The sequence below is a fragment of the Pseudomonas sp. 15A4 genome (assembly GCF_016925575.1).
In the GTDB taxonomy this organism is placed as follows: Bacteria; Pseudomonadota; Gammaproteobacteria; order Pseudomonadales; family Pseudomonadaceae; genus Aquipseudomonas.
The window spans coordinates 5,594,131-5,609,436 of record NZ_CP068986.1; the positions used below are offsets into that span (position 1 = coordinate 5,594,131).

Annotated in this window: 12 protein-coding genes and 2 pseudogenes; 2 read left to right on the plus strand and 12 right to left on the minus strand. The window is 61.6% G+C overall.

Translation table 11 applies throughout. The annotated features are described in order from the left end of the window. Window positions 1-304 precede the first annotated feature (304 nt). Together JN403_RS24790 and JN403_RS24795 are read right to left on the minus strand one after the other, a co-directional pair. Window positions 305-730 (minus strand): hypothetical protein, encoded by a 426-nt coding sequence (locus tag JN403_RS24790; protein WP_205484696.1) that lies wholly within the window; start codon window positions 728-730, stop codon window positions 305-307. A 268-nt stretch (window positions 731-998) separates the two neighbouring features. Then, complete coding sequence (locus JN403_RS24795) at window positions 999-1,340, minus strand: zinc ribbon domain-containing protein YjdM (protein WP_065990097.1); 342 nt, start codon at window positions 1,338-1,340, stop codon at window positions 999-1,001. 152 nt (window positions 1,341-1,492) lie between these two features. Here JN403_RS24795 and JN403_RS24800 point away from each other — a divergent pair, with 152 nt between their 5' ends. Continuing rightward, window positions 1,493-1,915, plus strand: a complete 423-nt coding sequence (locus JN403_RS24800) for a DUF1810 domain-containing protein (protein ID WP_122534985.1) — start codon at window positions 1,493-1,495, stop codon at window positions 1,913-1,915. Window positions 1,916-1,939: 24 nt separating this feature from the next. Here the strand turns inward: JN403_RS24800 and JN403_RS24805 are convergent, their stop codons facing one another. The 5 genes from JN403_RS24805 to pmbA form a co-directional block, all read right to left on the minus strand. Next, on the minus strand, window positions 1,940-2,827 hold the full coding sequence (locus JN403_RS24805; protein WP_205484697.1) for a ZIP family metal transporter: 888 nt from the start codon (window positions 2,825-2,827) through the stop codon (window positions 1,940-1,942). A gap of 29 nt (window positions 2,828-2,856) precedes the next feature. Next, window positions 2,857-3,468 (minus strand): superoxide dismutase, encoded by a 612-nt coding sequence (locus tag JN403_RS24810; RefSeq protein ID WP_205484698.1) that lies wholly within the window; start codon window positions 3,466-3,468, stop codon window positions 2,857-2,859. A 1-nt stretch (window position 3,469) separates the two neighbouring features. After that, complete coding sequence (locus JN403_RS24815) at window positions 3,470-3,931, minus strand: hypothetical protein (RefSeq protein WP_205484699.1); 462 nt, start codon at window positions 3,929-3,931, stop codon at window positions 3,470-3,472. Window positions 3,932-3,942: 11 nt separating this feature from the next. After that, the gene (locus JN403_RS24820; RefSeq protein ID WP_240356764.1) at window positions 3,943-4,374 is read right to left on the minus strand and encodes a FagA protein; all 432 of its coding nucleotides are present in this window, start codon (window positions 4,372-4,374) and stop codon (window positions 3,943-3,945) included. 166 nt (window positions 4,375-4,540) lie between these two features. After that, a complete protein-coding gene (pmbA, locus tag JN403_RS24825; RefSeq protein ID WP_122623287.1) occupies window positions 4,541-5,887 on the minus strand; it encodes a metalloprotease PmbA in 1,347 nt (448 codons plus the stop codon). Window positions 5,888-5,980: 93 nt separating this feature from the next. Between pmbA and yjgA the strand changes: the two genes are divergently transcribed. Beyond that, window positions 5,981-6,502 carry a ribosome biogenesis factor YjgA gene (yjgA, locus tag JN403_RS24830; protein ID WP_065990105.1) on the plus strand — a complete coding sequence of 174 codons (522 nt, stop codon included), beginning with the start codon at window positions 5,981-5,983 and terminating at the stop codon, window positions 6,500-6,502. Between the two features lie 48 nt (window positions 6,503-6,550). On the opposite strand, the gene tldD is transcribed toward yjgA, so the two are convergent. The 5 genes and pseudogenes from tldD to JN403_RS24855 all read right to left on the minus strand — a co-directional run bounded on the left by tldD (window position 6,551) and on the right by JN403_RS24855 (window position 15,125). Continuing rightward, window positions 6,551-7,993: a metalloprotease TldD gene (gene tldD / locus JN403_RS24835; RefSeq protein ID WP_205484700.1), complete on the minus strand. Its 1,443-nt coding sequence runs from the start codon at window positions 7,991-7,993 to the stop codon at window positions 6,551-6,553. A gap of 22 nt (window positions 7,994-8,015) precedes the next feature. Beyond that, window positions 8,016-8,846: pseudogene (locus JN403_RS24840) on the minus strand (carbon-nitrogen hydrolase family protein); the annotation flags it as partial. Window positions 8,847-9,054: 208 nt separating this feature from the next. Further along, a pseudogene (locus JN403_RS24845) lies at window positions 9,055-12,869 on the minus strand (YhdP family protein). A gap of 190 nt (window positions 12,870-13,059) precedes the next feature. Next, the gene (gene rng, locus JN403_RS24850; protein ID WP_205484701.1) at window positions 13,060-14,517 is read right to left on the minus strand and encodes a ribonuclease G; all 1,458 of its coding nucleotides are present in this window, start codon (window positions 14,515-14,517) and stop codon (window positions 13,060-13,062) included. Then, window positions 14,514-15,125 carry a nucleoside triphosphate pyrophosphatase gene (locus JN403_RS24855; RefSeq protein ID WP_205484702.1) on the minus strand — a complete coding sequence of 204 codons (612 nt, stop codon included), beginning with the start codon at window positions 15,123-15,125 and terminating at the stop codon, window positions 14,514-14,516. The genes rng and JN403_RS24855 overlap by 4 nt, the downstream gene beginning before the upstream one ends. Window positions 15,126-15,306: the final 181 nt, after the last annotated feature.

The following is a 15,306-nucleotide window of genomic DNA, read 5'->3' on the forward strand; positions in this document are numbered from 1 at the left end:
GGCTTGCAGTTAACGGTGGGAGTGACCGGGGTGGCACTCCACAGGCGCGGGGCATCATGAGCGGCATTCCCACGCGGAGCGTGAGGAACGATCACAGCGCCCGTTAGCAAGGCCGCTGGGATCGCACTTACCGACTAAGCTCTGCGCTTTTTCAACTCGCGCCTCAAGCGCGTGTTGTCCACCGCAAGCGACACAACTATCAAAGTGCTTATTAGCTCAAAGCCGTTCAGACCGACGTAGTGCCAGAAAACCCATGCGGCATAGGCGACGATCACAGCGACTGTCAGCAGCAAGATTGAGTCTTTCACACCACATGTCCCAAGAATCGATAAAGGGTTTTGCCCGGAGTGGCGGCTTGGTATATGCCTGGATACATGTGTAAGCAATGGACCAGCCAGTCAGTCCTAAGGTCATGGGATTGGGCGGTGAGAAGCACGTCGGACAAAGTCGCGCCGTTACCAAGCACCCTTCCGGTAGCAACGGCAATGCTTCCAATCACCGCACCCAAATAGAACGCCGCCGAGCATGTTCCGACGATTGCAAGTTGCTCTAATCTGGTACCCGCGCGCACAAGCTCATTAATGGTCACTTTTTTACCGAATTTCTCGACCTGGCTGAGAAGCGTCGTCGCTGTCGCCACCGCGCTCGTCACAGAGCCGAAGAGCGATTGGGGCGCAGGCAGTCCCATGCTTTCCATGTTTTCTTTGAAGTACTGGTAGAAATCTGACACCGAAGCAATCCCTGTATTAGCCAATCCAAGGTGGCAAAGGCTATGGGACTTACAGCGGGTTTGATGGGCAGCAATGCCACTCTGGCGGTAGGAAGCGTCCGAGATGGCAGGAGGATCAGGCCTACATAATTGCGACATTCGTCCCAAGTCCGCGCCTACATTGAGGGGACGCGGAGCATCATCAGCGGCATTCCCACGCAGAGCGTGAGGAACGATCAGCAGGCAAACCGTGAGGGACGATCAACCTGCCGATCAGGCCGGCCGGCGATCAACCCTTCTTCACAAACTCGGACTTCAACTTCATCGCGCCGATGCCGTCGATTTTGCAGTCGATGTCGTGATCGCCGTCCACCAGGCGGATGTTTTTGACCTTGGTGCCGACCTTGACCACCAGCGAAGAGCCTTTGACCTTCAGGTCCTTGATGACGGTGACGGTGTCGCCGTCCTGCAGGGTGTTACCCACTGCGTCCTTGATGACCTTTGTGTCATCGCCCGCTTCAGCGCTGGCGCCATCAGCCGACCACTCGTGGGCGCATTCCGGGCACACGAGCTGGCTGCCATCTTCATAGGTGTACTCGGAACTGCATTTTGGGCACGGCGGTAAGCTCACGGCGGATCTCGCATCAGATGAATAGGCGCAGGATTATAAGGGTTTTTACCCACCTGGGGAGTCGGCGCCTCAAAGAGCTGGAAACATCGCCCACTGCTGTAGTCTCAATCTCATGAACGGCGGGGTGCCGTGGTCAGAACGAGGTGAGTGAAATGAGCGATCCATTTGACCTGCAGCGATTTGTCGAGGCGCAAGCGTCAATGCATGAACGCGCATTGGCGGAACTCAAATCCGGGCGCAAACAGTCGCACTGGATGTGGTTCGTCTTCCCGCAGCTGGCCGGCCTGGGCCACAGCGACATGGCCCGGCGGTATGGCATCAGTGGGCGTGAAGAGGCGATCGCTTATGTGCAGCATCCGGTATTGGGAGATCGGCTAGCCCGTTGCTGCGAAGCGTTGCTTCAGTGGGAAGACCGCAGCGCCACGCAGATCATGGGCTCACCGGATGACATGAAGCTGCGATCAAGCATGACGCTGTTTGCAGCGGTCGCGCCGGACACACCAGTGTTTCAGCAAGTGCTTGAGGCGTTTTTTGATGGCGAGCCAGATGCCGTGACGCTGTCGAAGCTGGGCTGAGGCAGACCTTCACCTGCGCGCTCCTCAGGCCAGCGCGGTGTCCATCACCATCATCAGGCAGAACCCGACCAGCAATCCGAAGCTGGCGATCTTTTCGTGACCATTGCGACGGGATTCGGGGATGATTTCGTGGGTCACCACCAGCAGCATCGCCCCGGCCGCCAACGCCAGTCCCACCGGCAACAGCAACGCGGCCACTTCCACCAGCCAGGCGCAGAGCACCGCGAATACCGGCTCGACCAGTCCGGACGCCGCGCCGATCAGGAACGCCTTGAGGCGGGACATGCCGGCCGACGCCAGCACCAGCGCGATAACCAGTCCTTCCGGGACGTCCTGCAAAGCGATGCCCATCGCCAGGCTGTCGGCGTGGGCCAGACCGCCGCCTGCCGACACCCCCACTGCCATGCCTTCCGGAATGTTGTGGGCAATGATGGCAATCACAAACAGCCAGATGTTCGAAGGGATCGCCGGTTTCCCGGCCACCTCCGATAACTGCGGCCCTCTGGAGACCAGCGTATCCACCAGAAACAAACCCGCCGCCCCGAGCAGTATCCCGAAGCTGACCAAGGCTCCGGCACCCCATGGAGTAAAGCCCAGGTCATGAGCCGCGCCCAGGCCCGGCACGATCAACGAAAAGGCTGTCGCCGCCAGCATGATGCCGGCGCCGAAACCCAGGAGGCCGTCGGACACCGCCACCGGCATGCCACGGATCACCAGCACCGGCACGGCCCCCAGCGCGGTGCCCAATGCACAGATGGCGCCGCCTTCCAGCGCTCGTAACATTCTGGGCTCAAGCGCCACCCACGAGAGGCCCTGGGCCACCAGCAACGCTGTGCCTACGATGACCAGAATCAAGCCCAATGCCAGGCGCAGTAATCGCACGCTGCCGAGAGCCAGTATGTCCGAGCGCATAAATCGCCTTATCCGAGTTCTGAGAGTTTTCAGCCGAGTGCTGCTGCGTAGCGCCTGGCAACTTCATCCCAGTTGACGACGTTGTAGAACGCAGCGATGTATTCCGGCCGACGGTTCTGGTAGCGCAGGTAATAAGCGTGCTCCCAGACGTCCAGCCCGAGGATCGGCGTGTTGCCGTTCATGAGAGGACTGTCCTGATTGCCGCTGCTTTCCACCACGAGCTTTTTGTCCGGGGTGACGCTCAGCCAGGCCCAGCCGCTGCCGAAACGTGTCAGCGCCGCCTTGGTGAAGGCATCTTTGAACGCTTCGAATCCGCCCAGTTGCCCGTCGATCGCTGACGCCAGCGCACCGCTTGGCACGCCGCCGCCTTGGGCGCTCATTACTTCCCAGAATAGAGAGTGGTTGGCATGACCGCCGCCCTGATTGATGACCGCCGGGCGCATTTTTTCCGGAAGCTCGGCGACGCTGGCGACCAACCTCTCGATGGGCCACTCGGCGTATTCAGTGCCGTCGACCGCCGCGTTGAGATTATTGATGTAGGTCTGGTGGTGCTTGCTGTAGTGAATTTCCATGGTCTGAGCATCGATGTGGGGTTCGAGCGCATCGTAGGCATAGGGCAAGGCTGGCAAAGTGAAGGGCATGTCAGTGGACTCCGAACGAGAGGGTGCCGGCACGAGCAGCAGGGTGCTGAAGCGCCGAGCGGGAATGTTCGCCATTGCTGTTGAGCAGGCGTTGGGTACGTGGGTACTCGCCGTATTGGCCGACGAAACCCACGAGTTCGCTGTAGGTTTTATTACTGTGTCGCAGCGCTGCCTGTCGCAGGGCCGGTGCCATTTGTGGGTCTTGAATCACATTCAGCAGCCGCTGATGGACGGTGCAGAGGTATTCGGCGCTCTCCTCCGGCTGACCCAGACTCAAATGCAAATCCGCCAGGTTGTGATGAGAAATCACGTATGCCGCCACGGCTTCATCGGCGACGCGCCATCGGTCGAACAGCACCTGCGCCAGGGCGAGAGCCTGCAGGTACAGCTCGCGCGCATCGATCAGGTCGCCTCGGTTGAAGCAACTGTTACCGCTCAGGATGGTACGTTTCCATTGCTCCATGGCGCAGGTCCTCACGGGTGGCGCCGGCGATCAGATGCCGTCGGCAGGGCGTTTTGCGGATTCGATGGCGCGCGTTCTGCCAGAGGCAACGACGGCAGCAGCGCGCAGTTCGCGAGGCGACGAGCGAAAGCCTGGACGCGTTGCTGTTGCGCAGCCGACTCGGCGAGCGACTGCATGTCACGCAGCGGACGCCATGCCTGATCCAGGCACAGGCATCGCCAGTGCCAGGGCAGCGCGGTGTCGCTGGCGGTGTCGATCAGCAGGCGAAAGGTGCTTTCACAGATGAGGGATTTGGGCGTGGCGGTAAAGCGCGCCAGATAGCGGCCTTCCGCAAGGTAGTGTTCGATAAGCCGCGGCTCGTCCGGATCCAGCGCGCAACGAATCCGCAGACTCAATGCGCGCCAGTGCTCCAGGTACGGCGACTCGTGCAGAACAGTGCCCATGACCAAGGCCCACTTAACGAATGAGATTCATTATTAAATGAGTTTAAGAATCAGCACAACCCCAGTGATGGATTCAGTTGAAGCGCTGAGCCTGAACGCGCCCATTAAAAAGGCCCGCACCGGGATCGGGGCAGGCCTTGGGATGGAGCGATGAAACACAGCGAACTTAGCTACCCGCCACCATCATTTTCTCGATCAGCACAGAACCGGTGCGGATGTTGCTGCGCAGCTCCAGATCACTGCCCACGGCGACGATTTGCTTGAACATATCGCGCATGTTGCCGGCAATGGTCACTTCCTGAACCGCGAATTGGATCTCGCCATTCTCGACCCAGAAACCCGCCGCACCGCGGGAGTAATCACCGGTGACCATGTTCAGGCCGCTGCCCATCAACTCGGTAACCAGCAGCCCGCGTCCCATGCGGCGGATCAGCGCTGCCTGGTCTTCGGTGCCGTGGCTGACGAACAAGTTATGCACGCCACCTGCGTTCGCGGTGCTCGGCAGGCCGAGTTTGCGGCCTGAATAGGTGCTGAGGATGTAGGAAACCAGATCGCCATTTTCGACAAACGGCTTGGCGTAGGTCGCCAGGCCATCGCCGTCGAACGCAGAACTGCCCATGGCGCCGACCAGATGGGGGCGCTCATCGATGGTCATCCACTCGGGGAACAGACGCTGACCGATCGCGCCTTCGAGGAACGACGACTTGCGGTACAGGTTACCGCCGGAAATCGCGCCCATAAAACTGCCGAACAGACCGCCCGCCAGTTCTGCCGAGAACAGCACCGGCACTTCGCAGGTCGGCACCGGCCGTGCGCCCAGTCGGCTCGCCGCGCGTTCGGCAGCTTTCTGGCCAATCAGTGTGGCGTCCATCAACAGCTCGCCACGACGGTTGACGTCATACCAGTAGTCGCGCTGCATCTGCCCCTCGCCTTCGGCGATCATCACGCAGCTCAGGCTGTGGCGGGTCGACGCGTAGCCGCCGATGAAACCGTGACTGTTGCCATACACGCGGCAGCCCTGATGCACGTTCAGCGTGGTGCCGTCGGCGTTCTTGATCCGGCTGTCGGCGTCGAAGGCAGCGGCTTCACAGATCAGCGCGCGTTCGATGGCCTGCTCGGGAGTGATGTCCCACGGGTGATAAAGATCAAAATCCGGCTGGTCTTTCGCCATCAGCGCAGCGTCGGCGAGACCTGAGGCCTCGTCTTCCGACGTGTGTTTGGCGATGGCCAGGGCCGCGGCAACGGTTTCACGAATGGCGTCGGGGCCGCTCGCGGAGGTGCTGGCCGAACCCTTGCGATGGCCCATGTACAAGGTGATGCCGAAACCCTGATCACGGTTGAATTCGACCGTCTCGACTTCGCGCTGGCGAACCGTGGTGGACAGGCCCTGCTCCAGCGACACGGCGACTTCGCACGCGGTCGCGCCCTGACGCTTGGCTTCAGCGACGATCTGCTCGACCTGCTGCTGCAATGCCGGCAAAGCCTGCGGGCCGACGCTTTCTGATGCACTCATGACGTTCTCCATCAAATTCTGATTTCAGCAGCCGGGCCGGACAACCGGGCCCTGACTGGTTATCATGGCGGCGTTTATTTGCGGACGGCCCCCATGGTTGATTCTTACGACGACTCCTTCGACGGAGAGAAAAGCAAAACCCAGGTCAAACGAGAGCTTCACGCTCTGGTGGAGCTGGGCGAACGCTTGACGACATTCAAGCCCGATGTGCTGGCCAAGCTGCCTCTGACCGACCCTCTGCGTCGGGCATTGGCCGATGCTCCCAAGCACACCGCGCACATTGCGCGCAAACGCCACATTCAATTCATCGGCAAGCTGATGCGCGATCAGGATCTGGATGAAATCCTGGTGCTGCTCGATCAGCTCGACGCTTCTACGCGCCAGTACAACGAGCGCTTCCACAATCTGGAACGCTGGCGTGATCGCCTGGTGACCGGTACCGACGACGTACTTGAGCAGTTCGTCAGTGAATACCCGGACGCCGACCGCCAGCAACTGCGCTCGCTGATCCGTCAGGCTCAGCATGAAGCCGCGCAGAACAAGGCCCCTACCGCGACCCGCAAAATCTTCAAATACATCCGCGAGCTGGACGAAAGCAAACGCGGACTGCGCTAGAACCGCTGCGCCGTTTGAAACACTCAACCGGCGCAAGCCCCTCGACTATCAAGCCCCGCCAGTGCCGCCAACGGTGATCGCATCGATCTTCAGCGTGGGCTGACCGACGCCGACCGGAACCGATTGACCGTCTTTGCCGCACGTGCCAACGCCGCTGTCCAGTGACAGATCGTTGCCCACCATCGACACGCGGCTCATGCATTCCGGGCCGTTGCCAATCAGCGTCGCACCTTTGACCGGCGCGGTGATTTTGCCGTCTTCGATCAGATAGGCCTCGCTGGTGGAGAAGACGAACTTGCCGCTGGTGATGTCCACCTGTCCACCGCCGAGGTTGGCGCAGTAGATGCCGCGCTTGACCGACGCGATGATTTCCGCCGGATCGCTCTGGCCGCCGAGCATGTAGGTATTGGTCATGCGCGGCATCGGCAGGTGCGCGTAGGATTCGCGACGACCGTTACCCGTACGCGCCACGCCCATCAGCCGTGCGTTGAGCTTGTCTTGCATGTAGCCCTTGAGCACGCCATTTTCGATCAGCGTGGTGCATTCGGTCGGGGTGCCTTCGTCATCGACGGTGAGAGAACCGCGGCGATCGGCCAGGGTGCCGTCATCGACGATGGTGCAGAGCTTGGACGCGACCATCTCGCCCATGCGGCCGCTGTACGCCGAACTGCCCTTGCGATTGAAGTCGCCTTCAAGGCCGTGGCCGACGGCTTCGTGCAGCAGCACGCCGGACCAGCCCGAGCCCAACACCACCGGCAAGGTGCCCGCCGGGGCCGGAATCGCTTCGAGATTGACCAGCGCCTGACGCAGCGCTTCGCGGGCATAGCCCATGGCACGGTCGTCGCTGAGGAAATAACGATAATCGGTACGACCGCCGCCGCCATGCCCGCCGCGCTCACGACGGCCGTTCTGCTCGACGATCACGCTGACGTTGAAGCGCACCAGCGGACGCACGTCGGCGGCAAGACCGCCGTCAGTGGACGCCACAAGAATGCGTTCCCAGACACCGGCCATGCTCACGGTGACCTGCTGAATACGCGGGTCCAGCGCACGGGTGGCGGCGTCAACGCGCTTGAGCAGCTCGACCTTCTCGGCGCGGGTCATGACCTCCAGCGGGTTGTCCGGTGCATACAGCTGGGCGACGTCCTGAGTGGTGAACGCTTGAACTTGGCCATTCTGACCCGCACGGGAAATCGAGCGAGCGGCACGGGCCGCCTGGGTCAGTGCTTCAGGGGTGATGGCGTTGCTGTAGGCGAAGCCGGTTTTCTCACCCGATTGCGCGCGGACGCCGACGCCCTGGTCCAGGTTGAAGCTGCCTTCCTTGACGATGCCGTCTTCCAGCGCCCAGGACTCGGAAATCTGCCCCTGGAAATACAGGTCGGCCGCGTCGATGCCTGGACCGGCCAGTTCGCCGAGCACCGATTGCAGGCTGCCGATGCTCAGGCCGCCGGGTGCCAGAAGGTGTTCGCTGACAGAGGACAAGTGGCTCATATTCACTCCGGGGTATTGGCAGGTCGCACGGCGGCCTGCGAAAAAATCGCCGGTGATTCGATACCGGCATGCGCGTCCGTATGGACGCTTGTTCTACGCTGTCTCGTTCGGCCAGCAGCACGGCTTCACCCTGTGCCTGCTCGGCCAGCACGCGGCCCCATGGATCTATGATCGCCGCGTGCCCAAATGTTTCTCTCGGTCCCGGATGAATTCCACCTTGCGCGGCCGCCAGTATGTAGCACTGGGTTTCGATGGCGCGGGCGCGCAGCAGAATCTCCCAGTGCGCCGCGCCGGTCACCGCGGTGAAGGCAGACGGCGCGGCGATCAATTCAGCCCCCGCCTCCCGCAGCGCGGTGTACAGCTCCGGGAAACGCAGGTCGTAACACGCCGAAAGCCCCAGCCTGCCGACCGGCGTATCAGCCACTACGACATTGTTGCCGTGGGCGTAATCATCGGATTCCCGGTAGCGCCCCCGTGCATCAGCGACATCGACGTCGAACAAATGCAGCTTGTCGTAACGCGCGACTTGCCGGCCTTGGTCGTCGACCAGCAGCGAGCATGCGGTGACTTTGCCATCAGGCTGACCTTCAGGGGGCAGCGGCAATGTCCCGGCCACTATCCATAATGTGAGGTCGCGAGCAGCCAGTTTCAACCATGGCAGGATCGGTCCTTCACCAAGGGCCTCGGCGCGGCCGATGGCAGCGACATCACGACGGCCCATGGCAGCGAAGTTTTCCGGGAGCACTGCCAGCTTCGCACCCGACGCTGCGGCCTGTTCCAGCAACCTGCGCGCCTGGGCCAGATTGCCGAGCACATCGCTCTGGCTGACCATCTGAATGACTGCAAAGGACATAAGCGCTCCCTGATCGATAGAACTGCACTCTACTCCAGGCACCGATGATTGGGCTTGTTCGACAGTCCCAATTCGACAGCCAACCGCAGTGGACCGGCTTTAGCCGGGAAGGCGGCAGGTGTTGCACCGCAGAACTCAGCCACGGCGGACAGATTAATTTACGGTGAAGCGCTGTAAATAAATCAGTCCCCTTGGGGGTGCACTGTGATTACTGCGGTTTCTCGAACGGCTTGTCGAAGGTGATCTTGGGTTCTTTCCATGGCCCTTCAACCTTGTACTGCACGCTGGCGAAGCGCGATACGCGATCCCCGAGCAGCTTGTCGACGAGAAACAACGCGCCGCCGATTGCTGGCGCGCCGACGATCAACGCGGCAATCGGCAGGTTATTGGTCACCGGCAGCGTGACCAACAGCTTGGCGTCGACGCGGTCGCGGACCATGTCCAGCGTGCCGTCGAGCTCCAGATTGGTGGACGGGCCGGTCATGGTGATCGGATCGCGAGTGACGTAGACACCATCGCTCGCCACCAACAGCCCCTTCACCTTGTCATAGCTCAAGCCCTTGCCCAGCAGGTCGGAGAAGTCCAGGCGCAGACGCCGGCCAATCGAATTGAAGTTGAGCAACCCAAACACCCGCAACGCCTGCGCGCCGCCCTCGACCTCAACGAACTGGCCGTTCTTCAGCGTCGCATCCAGGCTGCCGGAGTACCGCTTCAAGCCTACCCACGCGGGCGAGCCTGGCCAGCGACCGTCAGCGTTCAGCTCGAATTCCTGACTGGTAACGGTGGGCGCGAAACCCCAGGCTTTCAGCACGTCAGCGAGATTCTTGCCGCTCACCTGGCCCTTGAACCAACTGCTGGTCGTCCCCGGCGTACCTTCCCAGCCGCCGTTGCCCAGCAGCGCAATGCCTTTGAGCCCCAGATTCATGTCGGCCATCTGGATGCCGTTCGGCGTCGGGCGGACCTTGAGCGACCACGCGCCCATCAATTGATCGCCCTGAAACAGCTGGGTGATCTTGATGTTCAGCGCAGGGATCTTGCGCGGGTCCACGTCCGCCAATGGGTCCGGCGCGTTTTCAACGACCGCCGCGGTCGGGTCCGGCGCCGGCAAGCGCACATACAGCAGGCTGATGTCGATAGGCGCAGTCTTGCTGTCCGGCAACGTTGCCGTGCCTTTCACCTTCGAGCTGTCCAGCGACAGGGCCCATGCGGCGCTGCTGCGTTGAAGCTGAACCCCCACCTGCTCCAGGGTCGTGCCCATCGCGGTCAGCTTGCCGATCTGCAAATCGACGCTGTTGAGTAATTGCTTGGCGCTGCCGCCCGGGTCATTGCCAGCGTAGCGCTCAGCCATGGCTTGCCAGGGCGCGATGTCCAGTTCCGGCAACGAGCCGCGAACGCGCAGGCCCTTGCTGTCCGGCACGATCGCCCCGCCTTCACCAAGGAACAGCTCGCCACGCCCATCACCAAACGCGCCCGGCGGTGATGCGAACGCGAGGTTAGCGATGTTGCCGTAGCCGACGTCAATGCGCCGCTCCGGACCTTGCAGGTTCATACGGAAATCAGTGTCGCGCGTCTCATCAGAGGTTTTGCCGAACGGCGCTGGCAGATCGACCGCCAGCCCTTTCAGGTTCGAGTTGATCTGCAGCTGACTGGCGTTGCCGCTTAACGTCAACTGCAGCTGATAGGGCAGATCCCCAGAGATCGGCAGCGGCTGCGTGACGCCCAGCCAATCGGTCAGGCGTTTGCTGGCGATCTGGCTGCTGGCGGTGATGCGCGTCACCGGCGCCCCCGGCTTGCCTTCGGCAAAAATCTCGGCGTTCACCGGCTTGTCGAACGCGACGGCCTTGATGTTCTTGCCGCTCAAGCCTTTGGTGTAATCGAATCGGAAGTCCCCGCGCAGTTGCGTCAGCTCCAGCACCGGATCAGCGAGCTTGAGCCGCGCGATGTCGGTACTGAAATCCATCACGACCTTGGGGTCCTGACCCTTGACCAGCGGAATATCCAGATTGAGATGCCCCTGCAACGGCCCTTCCGCCTGCCAGCCCGCAAAGGTCTGGGCGGTGCCGATCGGCGCTTCCTGAAGAATCTTCATACCGTCCTGGAGGCTGCCTTTCAGATCCGCATCCACCAACAGATGGCTGGACTGGCCCGCCGGCACGTGGGGAATGTCCACATCGACGTTGCTGACTTGAGTGTTCAGCAATTGACCTTTGTTGGCACGAATGCGCACGCCGCTGTTTTCGACGAACACATCGCCGTCGACATTGTTCAGCTGCGGCCATCCCGGCTGGAAGGCCAGGCTCGCGTTGCGCACCTTGAAGAACAGGCTGATGACCCGGGCCACATCAGGCGCGTCCTTGTTGATCGAGCCTTGGTACTGGAAGAAACCCTGATCGACGTTGCCCCCAGAATCGCGGTGCGCAGCCGCTGATCGAGGGCCGGGCTGAGCACGGCGGGCAAATACTTGGAGGTGTAGCGACCGTCGCCGTCGACCAGCCCGACGCGCAGGTCCATGTAGTCTTCCTGGCTGTGATCGAAGTGCAGGCGGATCAGGAAATCACTGGCAATGCTGCCCTCTTCCCCCTCGACCTTGATGTACGGCGCAATCAGCGTGAAGCCCTGATCGTCCAGCGACCACGTCAGCTTTGCATTGGCATGACGGTACTTCCATTCGTTACGGAAGATCGGGTCCAGATGCAGCATGAAATCGTCGGTGTCGAGGCGCAGTTCGCCTTGGCCGAGATCACCGCTAATGGCACCGCTGACGTTCCCCGCCGCCGGCGCGCCGTGGTAGGCGTCGAACCCGACCTTGTCCAGATTGGCGGCGAAGCTCAATCGCTTGGGCGGCTCGGCCTGCGGTCGGTAATCGACCAGCACGTTGCGCAGCCCGCCGGTGACTTTCAGGCGGTCGACCGCCACCATGACTTTGTCGGGCAACGGCGCCAGTGAGTCGAGCAGCGGCGTGATCGGCGTCAGATCAAGCCGGTCAGCCTGAACGTGCCACAGTTCTTCGGCGTCGGCCGTCGCGGCGGTCTGCTGCAGATGAACGTGGCTTTCCCAACGCTTGCTGTTCAGGTCCATCGCCAACGGGTCGAGCGTGGCGCTAAAGCCTTTTTCGTCGCGCTGAAACCAGGCGTTGAGGGCAAGATTATCGATACTTGCAGGTTTGCGGTCGGCGTACGCGCCTTTGAACTGCGGCGCATTCAGGCGCGCAACCGCGTTCTGAAGATTGCCTTTGCCCCAGTTCAGCCACACCTCACCGCCGGCCTTGAGCTTCTGGATCTTCCAGTCGCGGGTCAGGCTCTTCGGCAGCCACTTCGACCAGTCGCTTTGCGGCAAGCTCAAGTAGGCCTCGGCCTTGCCGTCGCGCCATTCGTGGGCGCGCACGGTAGAGCGGACATTCAGCGACAACGGCTGGCCATCAGGCAGGTTCAGGCGAGCGTCGAGGCGCTGATGCAGACTCCCGGTCCTCAGCGTCAGGCTCACGTAGGTCAGCGTCAGAGGCGAGTGGTCATACGGCTGCAAGGTGATCTGGCTGTCGAACAGCGACAGCTGCGAAACCATCTGCATCTGGTTGAGGATTTTCTCGGGATCGGCAATCTGATCGGGCTGCACTGGAAGCCCTTGCAGTGCCCAGTGGCCGTTCTGGTCTTCTTTCAGGCCGATCTGCAGGCCGTCCAGCTCAAGCCGTTCGAGGCGGACTTCGCGAGTCCGCAAGCTGGCGAGCAGGTCCGGCATGGCCCGCACATGATCGAGCCGAACGGCGTTGCCGCCGTCACCGATCATCACGTCGCGCGCAACGAAGACAGGGGCGAACCCGCTCCAGCTGCCTTCCAGGCGGCCAATGCTGACCGGCATGCCCAGCGCGGCCTGAGCCTTGGCTTGGACGTCGGCGCGGTATTCGGCCACCATCGGGACCAACTGGCGTCCGACGCTCACGTACAGGGCAACCAGCACCACGACGAGGGCGCACAGGCTCAGCCCCCAACGGGTCAGCACAGCCAGAAAGCGGGTCAGACGCTCCATGTCGCAGCGCCTCCGCAAAAACTGCCTGCAAGTGGAATCCGGCCCAATCGTGCAGGTGCGGGTACGTCCAGGTTGTGCTCAATCGCCACGCGGTGTTCTCTTTGGACGGCATCCGTTCCGTCTGCCTCAAGGGCACTGTTTTCTGTTTTCAACGGCACCGCCACTCGGCAGCGCGGCGCATCACGCACTCTCAGAGCAGCACGACGTCATATTGTTCCTGGGAGTACATGGTCTCGACCTGGAAACGAATGGTCCTGCCGATGAACACCTCCAGCTCGGCCACGTTGCCGGATTCTTCGTCGAGCAGCCGGTCGACCACTTTCTGATTGGCCAGCACGCGATAACCCACCGCTTGATAAGCGCGGGCTTCGCGCAGAATCTCACGGAATATCTCGTAGCAGATGGTCTCCGGTGTCTTCAGCTTGCCACGGCCCTGACAACTGCTGCATGGCTCGCACAGCACTTGCTCCAGACTTTCCCGGGTGCGCTTGCGGGTCATCTGCACCAGACCCAGTTCGGTGATGCCGATGATGTTGGTTTTGGCGTGATCGCGCTCGAGTTGTTTTTCGAGGGTTCGCAGCACCTGACGCTGGTGCTCGGCGTCTTCCATGTCGATGAAATCGATGATGATGATGCCGCCGATGTTGCGCAGCCGCAGCTGCCGGGCGATGGCCGTCGCGGCTTCAAGATTGGTCTTGAAAATGGTCTCTTCGAGGTTGCGATGGCCAACGAACGCGCCGGTGTTGACGTCGATGGTGGTCATGGCTTCGGCAGGATCGATCACCAGATAGCCGCCGGACTTGAGGGGCACCTTGCGGTCCAGCGCCCGCTGAATTTCGTCTTCGACGCCATACAGGTCGAAGATCGGCCGTTCGCCGGGGTAATACTCAAGGCGGTCGGCGATTTCCGGCATCAGCTCGGCGACGAACTGGGTGGTCTTCTGGAAGGTTTCCCGTGAATCGATGCGAATCTTTTCGGTGCGCGGGCTGACCAGATCGCGCAGCGTGCGCAACGCCAGGCCCAGGTCTTCGTAGATCACGCTGGCCGGGCTGATGGTTTTGATCTGCTCACCAATCTGGTCCCACAGCCTGCGCAAATAGCGGATGTCCATCATGATCTCGTCCGCGCCCGCGCCTTCGGCCGCCGTGCGCAGGATGAACCCGCCCTTCTCCTTGATCCCTTCCTTGGCGACGCAATCGCTGACCACTTGTTTCAGGCGTTCGCGCTCGGCTTCGTCTTCGATTTTCAGAGAAATGCCGACATGGGCCGTGCGCGGCATGTAGACGAGATAGCGGGACGGGATCGACAGTTGAGTCGTCAACCGCGCACCTTTGCTGCCGATCGGGTCTTTGGTGACCTGCACGACAAGACTCTGTCCGTCGTGGACCAGCGAGCTGATGGTCTCCACGGCCGGCCCTTCGCGCATGGAGATTTCCGATGCATGAATGAACGCCGCGCGGTCCAGGCCGATGTCGATAAATGCCGCCTGCATGCCAGGCAGCACGCGCACGACCTTGCCCTTGTAGATATTGCCCACGATCCCGCGACGTTGAGTGCGTTCGACGTGCACCTCTTGCAACACCCCGTTCTCAACGACGGCCACGCGCGATTCCATCGGCGTGATGTTGATCAGAATCTCTTCACTCATGACTTGTCACCTTCCGGGCGTTGCCAACAGGGTATGCCGAAACGCTGGAGGATTTCTGCGGTTTCGCACAAGGGCAGGCCAACCACGGCGGAATAACTGCCACTGAGGTTTTCCACGAACACCGCGCCAAGCCCTTGAATGCCATAGCCGCCAGCCTTGTCGCAGGGCTCGCCGCTGGCCCAGTAGAGGCGGGCCTCATCTTCCGGGATCTCGCGGAAACGGACACGGCTGGTGACAGTTCGCGTTTCGCAGCGCTCTTCGTGGACCACGGCAACGGCGGTCAGGACTTCGTGTTCCCGGTTCGAAAGTGCGGCGAGCATCGCCAGCGCCTCGGCTTCATCCGCCGGTTTGCCGAGGATGCGGCCATCAAGGACCACGGCGGTGTCGGCACCGAGGACGCAGGCGGTCGGGTACGCAGGATCGTTGGCGAGCTGTAGCAGCCCGGCGTCCGCCTTGCCACGAGCCAGTCGCAGGACGTAAGCGGCTGGGGTTTCGTCAGCCAGAGGGGTTTCGTCGATATCGGCGCTCAGGGTCGTGAATGGCACGCCAATCTGAGTCAGCAATTCGCGACGGCGCGGGGAGCCGGAGGCAAGAAGAAGTTGGGGCATGGGACGTCTCCGTGTCGTTGATCACAAGCGTAGCCTTGGTGCATGCCGCTAACGTGATGGTGGTCACACCGGCCTCTTCCCGGCTGAAGCCGGTCCCACTAAAGCATCGCGTTCATCCTGTGGGACCGGCTTTAGCCGGGAAAGCGTCGGGTGTCACGCTGCAAAATTGATGGCGCCCATA

What these genes read in the sequence shown, in the direction of transcription:
- JN403_RS24820 (WP_240356764.1), bottom strand. Translation starts at nt 4,374, where the DNA reads ATGGGCACTGTTCTGCACGAGTCGCCGTACCTGGAGCACTGGCGCGCA.
- rng (WP_205484701.1), bottom strand. Translation starts at nt 14,517, where the DNA reads ATGAGTGAAGAGATTCTGATCAACATCACGCCGATGGAATCGCGCGTG.
- yjgA (WP_065990105.1), top strand. Translation starts at nt 5,981, where the DNA reads ATGGTTGATTCTTACGACGACTCCTTCGACGGAGAGAAAAGCAAAACC.
- tldD (WP_205484700.1), bottom strand. Translation starts at nt 7,993, where the DNA reads ATGAGCCACTTGTCCTCTGTCAGCGAACACCTTCTGGCACCCGGCGGC.
- JN403_RS24805 (WP_205484697.1), bottom strand. Translation starts at nt 2,827, where the DNA reads ATGCGCTCGGACATACTGGCTCTCGGCAGCGTGCGATTACTGCGCCTG.
- JN403_RS24810 (WP_205484698.1), bottom strand. Translation starts at nt 3,468, where the DNA reads ATGCCCTTCACTTTGCCAGCCTTGCCCTATGCCTACGATGCGCTCGAA.
- JN403_RS24855 (WP_205484702.1), bottom strand. Translation starts at nt 15,125, where the DNA reads ATGCCCCAACTTCTTCTTGCCTCCGGCTCCCCGCGCCGTCGCGAATTG.
- JN403_RS24815 (WP_205484699.1), bottom strand. Translation starts at nt 3,931, where the DNA reads ATGGAGCAATGGAAACGTACCATCCTGAGCGGTAACAGTTGCTTCAAC.
- JN403_RS24800 (WP_122534985.1), top strand. Translation starts at nt 1,493, where the DNA reads ATGAGCGATCCATTTGACCTGCAGCGATTTGTCGAGGCGCAAGCGTCA.
- pmbA (WP_122623287.1), bottom strand. Translation starts at nt 5,887, where the DNA reads ATGAGTGCATCAGAAAGCGTCGGCCCGCAGGCTTTGCCGGCATTGCAG.